This window comes from Paenibacillus sp. 1A_MP2 (assembly GCF_052244825.1).
Classification (GTDB): domain Bacteria; phylum Bacillota; class Bacilli; order Paenibacillales; family Paenibacillaceae; genus Paenibacillus; species Paenibacillus vandeheii.
On the sequence record NZ_JBQQCS010000001.1, the window covers coordinates 4,381,862 to 4,396,439 of the forward strand.

Below are 14,578 nucleotides of genomic sequence, written 5' to 3' on the forward strand. Positions count from 1 at the left end.
CCATGTTTAAGCATTCTGCCATTTGTCCTTGAAGAATAGCTGGTAGATTCGAACCAAAATAATTTTAACGATCATGTAGACAGGGATGATAATCAGAATGGCAATAATTCCACCCAGATCCCCTGCACCCAGCACCAATATAATGGTGGTCAGCGGATGAATATCGAGTTTTTTGCCGAATACATACGGTGCAACCAGATTATCCTGTATTTGCTGTGCTACCAGAATAATAATGAGTGACCAGATTGCAACCGAAGGGGATACCACCAGTCCCATAATGACAATAGGAACGGAAGACAGGATCGCCCCGATAAACGGAACAAAGTTCATGATGACCGCAATCACGGTTAACAACAGTGCATACGGGAGACCAATGATCAGAAAACCGATATACATCAGCACGCCCAGAGCCAGATTCACGAGCACTCGTCCCACGATAAAGCCACTTAACGCCTGATCGATCTCAAGTACGACTTCACGGCTGTCTTTTTGGAAGCGTTTGGGTGCAATGTGCACCAGCTTACGACCGAACTTCTCTCCCTGCTTCAGCATGTAGAACAAAATGATCGGGAAGGTGAACAGAACAATCGCAAAGCTGGATATGAGTGAGAAGAATCCACTTACATAGTTCGTTACAAAAGTGAAGCCTTTGTTAATGTAATCCGTAATCTGAGAAAACGGGGTCGATCCTTCCGGGAACAAAGCCGTAATGGCACCGTTCTGTTCGAGCTCTTTGAGCTGTAAACTTAGTGAATTAAGCAGATTTGGTGCGTTTTCTACCAGGTTAACCAGCTGCTCACGTAAAGAAGGCCATAGTCCTATAATAAACAGGGCGAACAGTATACCAAACACCAGATAGATTAGCAAAATGCTAAGTGTGCGATTCAGCTTCTTTTTTCCATGTAATTGACGAGTGGCCGCAGCAGATAATAAAAGAATACGGACAGCATCATCGGCACAGTAATCACCGTAATCATGGTAACAAGCGGTTGGAAAATGAAACTGACACGTGATAACAGGTAGATATTAATCAGTATCAGTGCCAGTGCAATACTGAAACGTACAAACGAATTTACTTTGAACAAAAAGTTTCCCCTCCACTTAACCTTTTCTATATGAGTAATTTGCAAAATGCGATCAGCATGACAGAATGTTTATGTCACCCTTATCCTTTATGTCGGCTCTTTATTTCGGAATCTGTATAGTGAACACTGTCGTCTCCTGTCCGCGCCGGGAAAGTGTTAATCGCCCACCCATCTTCTCGGTGTTCCGCCGCGCAATCGCCAGTCCAAGCCCAGTCCCTCCGGTTCCCGAACGCGCCTCATCCCCTCGGACAAATGGATCAAAGATGGTTGCCCACAATTCCTGAGGGATACCCACACCGGTATCAGCGACCTCAATAACCACGTGGTTGTCCAGTGGAATTAACTCCACACGCAGCTCGGTTCCCCGTGGATTGTAGGACAAAGCGTTCGTGATCAGGTTCTGAATCACTCTGGACAACAGTTCCGGATCATATCTTGCATAGATCTCTTCATCAGGGACGAGCACATGCAGGCCAAAATGGTTCTGCTCAATCTCCCCATACGTATCCGCCATAATTTCACGTACAAATTCGCCGATTTCCCGCTGCTGAATGTGCATACGGAAGTCAGGTGAATCCACTTTGAGCAATTCCAGCATATTCTGAATCATACGCGCGACCTGGACGGACTTGTTGTAGATATATCCCAGATATCGCTGCTGTCTGTCCTTGTCTTCCCCCGCCCTTCCACCAAAGCCTGAGCGTACCCCTGAATACTCGTGATCGGGGTCTTGAGATCATGTGACAGGTCCACAATCAGTCGCTGTTTGCTCTCTTCCGCATATCGTTTCTCCGCAGATGTATTCTCAATAACGTCCGCCATATAATTGAAGGTTTCACCAATCTGGACAAATTCCCTCTCAGCCGAGATAGACATGCGTGTACTATAATTCCCCTGAATCATCTGGGTAAGACCTAGAGAAAGAATACTCAGCGGTTTTTTGATTCTTCGGGCGACCCAATAACTGTATACAAATATCAGCAGCAAGACCAACCCGATTCCAATCAAAATGTAAAACGATAACGGATGCTTCAAATTGGTAATCAGTTGATTATCGTTAATTCGCACACTGACCAACTCACGCGGAATCTTTAGCAAAACGTACTCAGCAGTTCCATCTGTCGATAGCGGACTAATGGAGTAGTAGTAAGGCTGTTCATTTCGGTTTTCGAGTCCTTCATACAGCTCGGCTTCACTGTATTGAGTGAACGTATCCTGCTTGTCCCCGATATAACGAATGACCCTGCGATCCGCATCCAGCACTTCAATCCATCCTCCGCTATCCTTGAGACGCTGAATCTCTGTATTATTGGCCTCATTGGAACTACCGGACAGCTCTTCGTTCTCCAGTTCGGTCACATACACGTGCGCCTCCACATTCAGATCGGGATCAACCACCTGGTCCGAAATACGGAAATCGACCACATCCAGCGTAATGATAATGTACACGATGGCTACCAGTAGTAATAAAAAGAAGTTGAACAGCAAAAAGTCCAGGGTCAGGGACGTTTGCAATAGTCTCTTTCTCTAGCTTTCCATGGGCGCTTCAATTTTGTATCCCAGTCCCCTTATCGTTTTTAAATATTCCGGTTGCCTGGAGTCACGCTCGATCTTCTCCCGAATGTTACTGATATGTACCATGATCGTGCTGTCCTCGTGCGCGTAATAGTCTCCCCAGACGGCTTCGTATATTTTTTTACGCGTGAAAACACGGCCTGGCTGCTCCAGCAGAAGCTCCACGATTTTGTACTCTGTAGAGGTCAACGTCACAGGCTTCCCGGAGCGAAAAAGGATACATTGAGATCGATCAAGCCTGAGCTCACCGAGTACAAGATTTAACTCTTTGGCAGCAGGCACGTCCGGTGCATCAAATTGATTGACTCTTCTGAGCAAAGCTTCCACTCTGGCGACAATCTCCAAGGGATTAAAAGGTTTGGAGATATAGTCATCGGCACCTAATCCGAGTCCAAGGATTTTGTCATGATCCTGGCTTTTGGCCGACAGGAACAGAACAGGCATATGGTGTGTGGACCTGATTTGTTTGATCAATTGCAGTCCATCCATCACGGGCATCATAATATCCAGTATGACCAGATCGATCTGAGTTGAACGGATACACTGCAGCGCATCTACGCCATTAACGGCTGTCACAATGTTGTAGTCCTTCTCCAGGTACAGCTGAAGCAGCTCCACAATTTCGGGCTCGTCATCTGCAATTAATAGTGTGTATCTCATGCGAATCCTCTCATTCCTATTTCAATAAATTCAGTTCTCATTCGAATTCGTATCCGTACTTCAGTTTCCTTTGGTTCACATGTCTATACGTTACTACTATATACTACGTCTCTTAATTCAATCTAAACCATTTCTAAAGATAACCTAAATAAAAAGCCCGGGCATCAGGCCAGAGCTTTAAATCCAAAGAAAAATAAGCAGCGTTTCTTCAGTTTCATTCATCCCTTGCTATGTAACCATGGTTCAACCCGTGCATATAATCGGTCCTTGTCATACTGCATATACTGACTCGCCCGATTGCGTACCGGGTCGCCGGCATAGAAACGTTCATACAGATCATGTCTGGCTCCCAAAGGACTTCCCGTCAGCTCCCAGGCGAGCTGGAATAGTCGAATTTTCTCCGTTGCCTGCATCGTTACACCGCCAAGATACTTGTTCATCATGGGGCTGATACTATTTTGCAGCTCCAGATTCCCGGAAGGGATCTGAATGAGACCACCGGCGGCGATTGTCTTCAAAATCTCAACAGCGCGTGGATAATAACGGTTCCCCAAATTGCGGGCTGTTTCGATATATTTGAATGATGGGAGCCAGTTCCCATGAACATCCGGCGCAGCTTGTGCCTCGGAGGCAATAATGAGTCCTTCAATCGTGTGCATCTGACTAATCATTTCCCCAAGCTGTTCCTGTACGTTCAGGAAGGCATCCACTCCAATCTCCTTGGCAATGGAAGACGTGATAGCTGTGATGAATTCCAGCTTCGAATGCAGCCGAATAATGCTCTGATGATAAGCCAGACTGGAGGATGCTGCGTTGCAGCGAATCTGCCATACCGCTTCCGGATTGTTATGCAGCAGTACGCGCTCCCATGGTACGAATACGTCGTCAAAAAATAATACAGCATCCATCTCATCATACTGCATACTGAGCGGATGAGCGGTATCTAAGTCTGATGCAGCAAAAGATTCTCTACATACCATATGTAAACCTGGACTGCCTGCTGCAACGATAACCATATGCGCCAGTTCTGGGCGATGTCCGGGAATGCGCTGAATTGGATATGCAATGATATCATCCGCATATGGAGCCGCAGTTGCCACCATCTTGGCGCCCCGGAGGACAACCCCCTCTGTATTGGTACTCATGATTCGGAGCATGGCATCTTCATCTTCCCCTACAGGCAGAGCGCGATTAATCTGCGGGTCACGCTGAACAATGGTCAGGAAGGCATCCTTTCGTTTAGCTTCTTCATAATAGGCAGCGATTTTACCTCCAAATGCCGGGTCGTATACAGCCATGGCGTCACGCGTGGCATACCATCCAGTCAGGCGGGATCGAGCGTAATCCGATAGACGGCTCATGACCCCATAGGTGCGATCAGACCACAATCGAAAGGCTGCCGCCCTGTTGTTGATATCCAGCGAAGTTCGAGGTACACGAAAAGCCTGATGTACATATCCCCCGTCTGCTCATCCCAATAAGCCACTGTTTCTCGCGTATCCGCATCGTCCACCAGATTGAACAAACTTTCAATCGTGTGCAAGGTTCCACGGAAGGCAGGATGCTCCGTAACGCGAATACGTTCTCCATCCAGCCATACATTGCGTTCGTCATTCAACCGTTGCAGATAAGCTTGTCCACGAGACATCGTTATGCTCAATGTAATCCTCCTTCTCAGTAGCCGGAACGATACATATTGTATCTATCGAAATAGTACTTTGCTTTGGAGGAAAAAGTCAACAAACACCGAACCTAAGGTCCGGTGCCTTTTGTAGTAGATTTATATCAGATCAATTTGGCATACATGTTACGTAAATAGCGCCAGCGTACTAGCAGGAAGAACAGAATCTGCATGGATGCAAATACCAAGAAAATACGCAAGGTATAACCCATGACTGAGAAATCTACCAACTGCTGCAATGCAACAAAGGCAACGGAGCTGTGGATAATGGCCAAGACGATTGGCAGGAAAAACATTAACAGCAGCTGTCTGGTTACGATGTTACGAAGCTCAGGGCGACTCAGTCCCATCTTGCCAATCATGCGGTACTGCTCTTCATCCCGTTCCAGATCCGCATACAACCGGAAGTAGGTAAAGCTTGCAGCAAAGGTGAAAAAGACGATGCCAATCAAGCCGCTCAGAATAAGGATGATGCCATTGGTTTGTTTGGAATTAAGCCAATCCAGTACGAGAGCGCTGAGCTCGAAGTAGCCCTGACTACCCGAGTCATTTTGAATGGATTCGATCAGATCAGGCGCAAATTTCCGCGTTCCCATCCAATCGGTCACAACAAATTGAGTTTTTCTATCGAAATAAAAATTTTCATCCGCTTGGATTGCATTCTTAAATTCCTTATTCATTTTATCGTACAGCTCATTGGATACCACATATACGTCCCTTGTAAATTCAGCCGGGATCACGATCTCGGTTTCAGGTGTTGTTAACCGAACCTTTTCATGAGCTTCTCCGACCCACAAATCGAAGTTATTCTGAGAGGAACCCTCTCCTGCCTCTGCACGTAATGCTTTACGACTTGTAAGATTACCTGGAGTCATAAACGAGTCATTGGTATTCTCCAACGTTCGCTCTTTATAACCTAAAGCCTTGGCAAGATGATTATACTCACTGAGTTTGATCATATAGTTGCCCTCGTTATCCGTAAGCGGAATATAACTTCCTTTCTGGTACGGAACTTCATGATCAATGAGTGTCTCTTCGATCTTTCTGATGTGGCGTTCTGCACTAAATGTATTCCATGAATTTTGGTAAGTAAACGCATATGGATTCGTCATGGATGACAAGCCCGGATCAGCGATCGCCAGCATTGTGCCAATGCCCGTAAAGGCGGAAGCCGAGATCACACTTACCATAAAAAACATGACCGCATTATCTTTCATTCGATAGGTAAGTTCGGACAGAAATAGCAAATTCGTTTTGCGGAAAAACAAACGCTTATTGCTTTTGAGCGCCCGAATGGCATATACACTAAGTTGGGTGAATAACAGATACGTGCCTGCAATAACCAAAACAACGCTGCCGACCAGCAAAGGGAAGGAGAATGTGATCCATACAAAGGTAAATACACCCGCATATCCACCCCCAATGAGTATGACGGAGAGTAGTGCTAATAGACGTGAAGCCTTAGGCTCAGGTTTCGGTTTTTCCTCTGATTTTACAAGGTCAATCAATGACCCTTTTCGCATCAGCAGGGATGAGGTCAACGCAATCACAAAAAACAGAATTAAAAATGCTCCGACAGTAAGTGCAATAGCCTTTCCTGGAAAATAGAAACGCAGACTTTCTTCCACAGCCAGCATGGAACCGCAGATCAAAAGGATTAGCTTGGCAAAGATCATTCCTAATCCAACGCCTGTCACAATGGCAGCCAAACCAATACACATGTTTTCCATAAATAACAGTCGGTTCATCTGTTTACGAGTCATGCCAATGATTTGAAATATGCCAAATTCCTTTTTACGCGTCTTTAGAAATGAACCTACGGAATAGAGCAGAAACAGAAACGAAAAGATGAAAATAATGATCTCTGCAATCAAAAACCCCTGATTCGCAAGCATGGTCACTGTATTACTTGAACCTTTTAATCCTTCCTTCAGATCCGGGTGAAACAAAAGCAGTGCATACGTAAAAAAGATCATGACCGAAAACGTACTGCTCAGAAAATGGGCCAGGTAAATTCGTTTGTTGCGAACAACATTATTAATGGCGAACTGGCGAAAATTCATGACCCGAGCCTCCCATCAGGGATAATACGTTGATAATTCGCTGATAGAACGTCGATCGGTTATCTCCATAATGAATTTCGTTGTACAGTCGCCCATCCTTAATAAATACAACCCGGCTGCAATAACTTGCAGCAACAGCGTCATGCGTGACCAGCAGCATGGTGGCCCGATCTTCCTGGTTGCGGCGTTCCAGCATTTCCATTACATCCCGCGCTGCCTTCGAGTCGAGATTTCCTGTTGGCTCATCTGCCAGAACCAGCTTGGGAGAATGAATCAGAGCTCGTGCAATCGCTGTCCGCTGGGCCTGACCGCCGGAAATTTCATACGTACGTTTGTTCAGAAGATCTGCAATACCGAGCTTCTCTGCGAGCCGATCAACACGTTCATTCATCTCTTCAACCGATACTCCGTCGAGCGTGAGCGGCAGGACAATGTTTTCTTTTACGGTGAGTGTATTGAGCAGGTTAAACGACTGGAATACAAATCCCAGCTCTCGGCGTCTGAACAAGGCCAGTTCATCATGATTCAGTTCAAACGGATTTTTTCCTGCAATCTGCAATTCTCCTGAAGTTGGGTGGTCAATAGTTGAAATCATGTTCAGCAACGTTGTTTTGCCGCTGCCTGATGGACCCATAATGCCAACGAATTCGCCCTCCTGAATACTGAGATCAATACCTGACAAGGCTTCGTAGGACACGACTCCTTTATAAATTTTGCTAATCTGTTTTACTGAACATATCTCCATAGGTTGATGGCTCCTTTTCGAATTTGAATTTGAATTTGAATTAAAATAAGTTGGGCTGAACATCATTGCCAATCGATGTCGTTCTCTTACTTTCTGACTTCAGTCTATCGAAGTTTCGACTATTCTCCTATGGATTAACCTTTCATCTTCATGACATTATTGTAAGGTTACGTTATCACTCATGATTAAAAAAGCCCTCTTCTATGTAGAACAGAGAAAGACGCCGATACCTGTTGAGGGGTACCAGACGTCTTCCCGTTTTGATTTGCATCCTGCTAATATAGTTTTCATGTTTCAAATGTAATGGTTACGGTTGTCCCTTCTCCCTGAACCGATGCCAGATCAATTCGATGATTCATCCGTGTCAGTACATCCTTTACAATATACAGTCCCATACCCGTGGATTCTTTAAAATGACGTCCATTCTCTCCCGTGAAGAAAGGCTGGAATACACGGTTAAGATCAGACTTTGGAATGCCCACACCCTGATCCTTCACTTCAAGGATGATGGACCGTGCGGATTCGTAAGCCTGAATGGTGACCTTTTGCCCGTGGCTGCCAGAAGAGTACTTGATGGCATTGGATAACAGCTGTACAAGGACAAACCGAATCCACTTGGCATCCGAGTGGACCATTAACGCAGAGTTAATTTCCATCTCGGGATACACATGGTTACGAATGAAGAAGCGTTTCAGTTCATGAATGGCCTCTTCTGCGGCAGCCTTGAGTGATACCGGCTCCACAATGAAGTCCTGTTCAAATGTCTCCAACCGCGCCACGTACAACACGGTTTCCAAGCCCCGCCTCATCTGGTCTGCTTCCTCTCGGATGCTAATGAACCGTGGATCTTCATCCTCCTGATCCTCAACCGTCAGTTCAATGACGGACAACGGTGTCTTCATCTGATGTACCCATTGGTTCATAAATGTCAGGTATTCCTGCTGCCGCTGTTCCAAACGATGCAGATGGACATGGTAATGACCATACTGCGAATCCAGCAGTTCCGCCAAAGCCTGCGGCAAAGGTGCGGGCTCATTCAGTGGAACAAATTCTTTTAAATCATTCATTCGTTGGGACATCCGGGAATAAAACATGCGATGGGACAGATAACGATAAATGAGATAACCTGCGTAAAGGCATAACCCCAGAGATACCGCATACGTGGCCGTTAACCAATGGTCATAGCCGTCGTACCAGAAGACCGCAACGACAGTGAGCAGCACAACGATAACCCAACAGGTCAATACGATATGTTCTTTGATAAACAACTTCATGAGGGCGACGATGCCTTCCAATTACTGTTGAGTCGATAACCCGAACCTCGTACCGTCTCCAGCGCATCTGTTATTCCCAGCTCAGTCAAACGTTTACGCACTCGGGTCACATTCACGCTAAGTGTATTATCATCCACAAAGGAATCATCCCACAGCTTTTCCAAGATGGTTTCACGGCTAACCAATTTGGGACTGCGCCGCAGCAGCGTCTCCAGCAAAATGGTTTCTTTCTTAGTCAGTTGTATCTTGCGGTCACCCAACTGCATCTCCAACCGTTCCAGATAGACCGTCAGTCCATCCAATTCCACCTTGCGTTCTTCATGACTTGCAGCATAGTCGCCGTACACCCTGCGCAGCTGACTACGAATTTTGGCCATGACAATTTCATGCTCGAACGGCTTCGTAATATAATCGTCCGCACCGTTCTCAAGCGCCATGACCTGATCCATCTTGCCACTCCGGGCCGAGATGAAAATGATCGGACATGTGGAAATGGAACGAATTTGGCGGCACCAATAGAACCCATCGTAACTTGGCAAGTTGATATCCAGCAGCACAACATGAGGCTTCAGTTCTTCAAACTGCCGGACAACCTGTTCAAAATCCTCAACCGTTACAGCTCGGTCTCCATATCGCTCGATATGGGATTTGAGAAGACCCGCAATCTTCGGATCATCTTCAATAATCATTATTGTATACATAAAAAAGGTCTCACCTCTAACCTGTCATAATGGAATATGCGATTCTCTTTCCAAAATCATAACACAGGTGGGTACTATCGGGCATCGACCTGCTTGCGCCAATCCAGAATGTCAGCGTTCAGCTGCTTCAAATCTCCAGACGACTGCTTCTTATCAGACAAGTTATACTTCTGTTTCAACGCCAGAATTCGATAGACACTTTCATCAATGCGAGATTCGGAAATCTTCCCTGACTTCACCGCGCTCTTCAACGTATCAAAAATGGTCTTGGCACTCTCATAACTGTGAGCTACCAGCAGAATATCGCTCCCTGCCTGAACCGTAGCCACGGCGGCATCGTCCAGCTTGTAATTTTTCGCGATTGCGCCCATGCTCAGATCATCTGTGATGACCACACCGTCATACTTGAATTTGCCACGTAGATGTTGACCGATGATGACGTCGGACAAGGAGGCCGGATGGTCGGGATCGAGTTTCGGAAACAGAATATGAGCTACCATAACCGCTTCCACTTGTTCCTTCACCGCAGCTTCAAACGGAATCCATTCGAGTTCGGCAAGTTGCTTTTCTGTTTTGTTCACGACAGGCAGATCCAGATGGGAATCCACGGACGTGTCCCCATGACCGGGAAAATGCTTCACCACAGGAATAATTCCTTCGCTGCGCAGCCCCTTCATCTCGGCTATACCCATTCGCGACACCAGACTGGCTGAGCTTCCAAATGAACGATCCCCAATTACCGGGTTATTCGGATTACTGTTTATATCCAGCACTGGAGCAAAGTCAACGTTAAAGCCAACAAGCTGAATTTGTCTTGCCAACAATTTACCCATCGTTTCAGCCAAATCAGCATCCTTCGTCTTACCCACTTTCCCATTAGAAGGAATGGACTCTACCGTTTCCGGCATACGACTCACTTTGCCACCCTCCTGATCCACACTCATGAAGATCGGAACCGGATTGGAACGATTGGCATCCTTAATGGATTGCACAAACGTTGCTGTCCCCTGAAGGGTTGAGACGTTATTGGCATAGAAAATAATGCCCCCACCTTCTGATCCATGATCATCTGTTTCGCTTGGGCATCCAAAGTGGTCCCTTGAACACCTGCGAGAATCATTTGTCCAACCTTCTCATCCAAAGACAATTGATCGAGCTGCTCTTGTACCGGATCTTTCTCCTCCTGCGGCGGCACTGTATTCTGCTGATCACCCTGATCATTTGCGCCTGCGTTTGAATTCGCATCTGTCTTCGTTCCGGTATTATGGTTACTTTGCTCTGACGAGGAAGGCTTCTGCGACTGCCCACATGCAGATAAAAGCAGGAGTATTCCGAATAGAAGGAACAGCGTTTGAAGCGTGTTTATGTGTTTGTTTTTTGAATTGCGACTATGGATATACAAGGATGTCATCCTCCTTAAGCGTTGTTGTCATTCAGACTGAATATGGTTCAGGCATAACCTTATCATAAGGTGCTTCATTTTCAAAATGGAGACAGCTCGCGCACAAATGATGAAGACGTAGTCTGAATAACACAAAAAAATTCCCCTTTTGAGGTTAAAGTGTGGTATTTCATGGTGTTATTACTTTGGGCGTGTGTGATTGAGGGAGATGAGAAAAGGTGTCAGCGGTGCGAAAAACGGTTTTCTATTGTGAATTTTTCATATGATGAAATTATTATGGAAGGAAGTTGAAAAAGCCGCCCTTCGGCGGCTTCACGTTTGTTTTCAGTTTTTGTTGCCATTGGCGTTTGTTCTTACATTTTTTAAAAGTTCTCTTAATAGAGTGTTTGCAACACTTCTGTTGTAAAGGGTACGATTTCGGACTGGCGTCCTTCGCGAACTTTGTTCGGCCATTCCGGATCGCTCAACAGTACACGCCCCAATGCGATCAAATCAAATTCATTTTTCTCCATTTTCTCGTTCAATTGATCCAGGTGAGCATCGCCAGCCCCCTGGTTTTCATTCCCTCGATCAACGAATTCCGCTTCAAGCCCTACCGATCCAACAGAGATCGCCGGTTTGCCACTTATTTTCTGTGTCCAGCCTGCCAAATTCAGCTCTGAGCCTTCGAATTCCGGCAGCCAGAAACGACGTGTTGAGCAATGGAAAATATCTACTCCTGCAGCCGTCAGAGGTGCAAGGAACTGCTCCAGTTGTTCTGGTGATTCCACCAAACGTGCGTCATAGTTCCCCATTTTCCATTGGGAGAAACGAAGCATGATCGGGAAGTCAGGACCTACAGCAGCGCGACATGCTTCAATAACTTCGACAGCAAAACGCGTGCGCTGCACCAGATCGCCTCCGTACTTATCCGTACGACGGTTGGTGTGTTCCCAGAAGAATTGATCAATCAGATAACCATGAGCTCCGTGAAGCTCAATACCATCGAAACCGATGCGCTGTGCATCGGCTGCTGCCTGTGCATACGCCTGGATAAGACCCTTGATTTCGTCCTCTGTCAGCGGTTCTCTCTCCGGTTCACCTGCCATACTTTGTCCCGATGGACCTACTGGCTCAGCTTCTGCGTTAGGCAGATCGCCTGAACGTCGGGCTGTGCCCACATGCCATAATTGTGGCATAATTTTGCCACCTGCCGCATGGACTGCCTTGACTACATTCGCCCAACCCTCCAGCGATTCTTCGCCATGGAACAGCGGAATGCTTGCGCCACTAATGGATGAAGGGTGGTTAATTCCTGTTCCTTCGGTAATGATCAGCCCTACACCTCCGGCTGCTCTGCGACGATAGTATTCCACGACCTCTGGTCCGGGTACGCCTTCGGGTGAAATCCACGAGTCATGGGCGCCATGACGATCCGGTTGGACAGGGTGAGCTTGTCCGAGGTAAATGGTTTAAACAAAGCTGTCGGTACATTCATTGTGTATTGCTCCTTTACGATCAGATTGGAAGAAAACATGTACACGTTCTAGCACATGCTATTGTATAACTACACAGATGTTTTTCAGGAGTCGATTAAGATATCTCCTTTCTATATTATAGTTTCTGATTTTTATTTTCAAATTTTTACAAATAACATTAACGGCCTTTTTGGCCTTTTGAACACAAAAATAGAGCAAGCTTGATGTAGCTTCTTCTAAGAAGTTCTACCATTTCGGCCTGCCCTACTTTTAACCTAAATTGCCCTCGCTGGAACCAAAAATGTGGATGCAGCATAGTATATAATATCCATAATCTTCCTTACGTTTAATTAGAATTAGCAGGGATATCATTGCGATTAACTCTCAGCAATTTGCCTGATGAAGTGGATAGAACATCGGGGTCCGTGCCTAGCCCAAAGTAGAAATCACCTTCGTGTTCTTCAAAAGACCTGGCGTACGTGTCCTGGTTGAAACGGAGAATTTCATTCCATCTATTCAGATCCGTCGATTGATATACGCGGTTTATATAGAGATTCGCACTTTTGCGTGTGTAGGTAAGCACATAGACTTTACCATCTCGCAGCAGCAGATCAGTAGGAAGGGCCTGGGTATCCGGCAAAATGACGCGCTTTGCCTGATTAATATCAGTCATGATATTCAAGGATTTGGGTAACAGCTGCCCATCATTGAATACCCCTCCGGCAATATAGAGCAGCTTATTTTTGAAATTAATATTTTTCCCGATTTTATTATAGGGGACTGTTCCAGTTTGATAGGGTAGCCCTGGAAGCATTTTGCTGCCATAGATGAGCACGTCTTTCTTTTCAAGCTTCTCATTAATCTCTAATATATTCGTTTTGTCGCCCCAAATATTATTGGCAGGATACATCATGCCGGATGCATATAATTTGCCCTTGATTTCAAACAGCGTATACGCCCTGAAGCCAAATGAATTGATGGTAGCGAATTTTTGCCAGCTTTCACCTTGATTATGAGAGATTAATACGGTAGGTTTCTGCTCGGTACCCAGTGCTGCAAACAGTTTGCCCTGATAGGACGCCAAATCGTACACATGTACACCCAGCGGCAGATTGCGATACTTGGTCCATACATCTCCATCCAATCGGTAGAAGTTCCCCATATCCCACTGCTCGCCATCCGAATCATTTCCGGGAATATACAATTTGTCATTTAGCACTTTGTAAATGTCAATCTGTTCCTCATCCACAAACTTTTTGGTCGAAGGAACGATGCTCGGATTTCTATTCGTAACGGATTGGGTTACAAATTTGGGGGTGGCTGTGTCGTAATAAATGACCGGAATTGGGCCCGCATTGGGTGAAACACCTAAATTACTGCTGTTCCCATGCCCCATATATATTTTTCCTCTGTACAATTGCAAATCCCAGACATTGTTGGCATAAGGCGCTTTCTTAAAAGGCCTTCCAAGCAGCTCGATCTTGGACGTCACATCGGCGGATGTGATAGGCGCCTTGGACACCTTGGCAAGCATCCGCTCGACAGTCGGCTGCTCTGTTACAGTATTATTCTTGGGTTTCGAATTGCCCATAAGCAGCCACCCCATACCTGCAACGAGGGTCAAAATCACAGCTGCCCATTTCGTATTCCTCTGCATGTCCGCTTCCTCCTTCATTTTATGAGATAACACCTTTACACCAAAATGATACAAATTGTATCTTTTCATATTATGTAAAACGAAACCTACTTGCAACAAATTCCGCCCGATCTGTGCAAAAAAAATAGACAATCGCATCCGGAGATGCGTTGTCTATTCGTCATAATTCAAGTGCCTGCCTGCTAATTGAGCATCAGCTCCAGTTGAACTCCAACTGGGTTGCCTATCGCCATTTGCTGACTTCCACTCTATTATATTTTGATGTAATTGGCCTGGAA

General features: G+C 45.9%; 11 protein-coding genes and 3 pseudogenes. All 14 read right to left on the reverse strand.

The window, feature by feature from the left end:
- Positions 1-6: 6 nt before the first annotated feature.
- Positions 7-1,085 (reverse strand): annotated as a pseudogene (locus ACTWJ7_RS21325) (AI-2E family transporter).
- A gap of 100 nt (positions 1,086-1,185) precedes the next feature.
- Positions 1,186-1,695 carry a sensor histidine kinase gene (locus ACTWJ7_RS21330; RefSeq protein ID WP_443145855.1) on the reverse strand — a complete coding sequence of 170 codons (510 nt, stop codon included), beginning with the start codon at positions 1,693-1,695 and terminating at the stop codon, positions 1,186-1,188.
- Positions 1,692-2,600 (reverse strand): histidine kinase dimerization/phospho-acceptor domain-containing protein, encoded by a 909-nt coding sequence (locus ACTWJ7_RS21335; RefSeq protein WP_443145856.1) that lies wholly within the window; start codon positions 2,598-2,600, stop codon positions 1,692-1,694. Before ACTWJ7_RS21335 ends, ACTWJ7_RS21330 begins: the two co-directional genes overlap by 4 nt.
- Positions 2,601-2,612: 12 nt before the next feature.
- Positions 2,613-3,320: a response regulator transcription factor gene (locus tag ACTWJ7_RS21340; protein ID WP_024633809.1), complete on the reverse strand. Its 708-nt coding sequence runs from the start codon at positions 3,318-3,320 to the stop codon at positions 2,613-2,615.
- A gap of 218 nt (positions 3,321-3,538) precedes the next feature.
- Complete coding sequence (locus tag ACTWJ7_RS21345; RefSeq protein ID WP_443146400.1) at positions 3,539-4,243, reverse strand: 4-hydroxyphenylacetate 3-hydroxylase C-terminal domain-containing protein; 705 nt, start codon at positions 4,241-4,243, stop codon at positions 3,539-3,541.
- A pseudogene (locus ACTWJ7_RS21350) lies at positions 4,232-4,968 on the reverse strand (4-hydroxyphenylacetate 3-hydroxylase N-terminal domain-containing protein); the annotation flags it as partial. The pseudogene ACTWJ7_RS21350 and the gene ACTWJ7_RS21345, both read right to left, overlap by 12 nt.
- A gap of 137 nt (positions 4,969-5,105) precedes the next feature.
- Complete coding sequence (locus tag ACTWJ7_RS21355; RefSeq protein WP_301878897.1) at positions 5,106-7,064, reverse strand: FtsX-like permease family protein; 1,959 nt, start codon at positions 7,062-7,064, stop codon at positions 5,106-5,108.
- The gene (locus ACTWJ7_RS21360) at positions 7,039-7,809 is read right to left on the reverse strand and encodes an ABC transporter ATP-binding protein (RefSeq protein ID WP_094936769.1); all 771 of its coding nucleotides are present in this window, start codon (positions 7,807-7,809) and stop codon (positions 7,039-7,041) included. The genes ACTWJ7_RS21355 and ACTWJ7_RS21360 overlap by 26 nt, the downstream gene beginning before the upstream one ends.
- 287 nt (positions 7,810-8,096) lie before the next feature.
- Positions 8,097-9,083, reverse strand: coding sequence for a sensor histidine kinase (locus ACTWJ7_RS21365; RefSeq protein WP_301878898.1), 987 nt, complete (start codon positions 9,081-9,083; stop codon positions 8,097-8,099).
- A complete protein-coding gene (locus ACTWJ7_RS21370) occupies positions 9,080-9,784 on the reverse strand; it encodes a response regulator transcription factor (protein WP_301878900.1) in 705 nt (234 codons plus the stop codon). Before ACTWJ7_RS21370 ends, ACTWJ7_RS21365 begins: the two co-directional genes overlap by 4 nt.
- Before the next feature lie 74 nt (positions 9,785-9,858).
- Positions 9,859-10,776: a glycoside hydrolase family 3 protein gene (locus tag ACTWJ7_RS21375; RefSeq protein WP_443145857.1), complete on the reverse strand. Its 918-nt coding sequence runs from the start codon at positions 10,774-10,776 to the stop codon at positions 9,859-9,861.
- Complete coding sequence (locus ACTWJ7_RS21380; protein ID WP_443145858.1) at positions 10,725-11,186, reverse strand: hypothetical protein; 462 nt, start codon at positions 11,184-11,186, stop codon at positions 10,725-10,727. Before ACTWJ7_RS21380 ends, ACTWJ7_RS21375 begins: the two co-directional genes overlap by 52 nt.
- 374 nt (positions 11,187-11,560) lie before the next feature.
- A pseudogene (locus tag ACTWJ7_RS21385) lies at positions 11,561-12,663 on the reverse strand (NADH:flavin oxidoreductase).
- 326 nt (positions 12,664-12,989) lie between these two features.
- Positions 12,990-14,300 (reverse strand): hypothetical protein, encoded by a 1,311-nt coding sequence (locus ACTWJ7_RS21390; RefSeq protein ID WP_301878902.1) that lies wholly within the window; start codon positions 14,298-14,300, stop codon positions 12,990-12,992.
- Positions 14,301-14,578 lie beyond the last annotated feature (278 nt).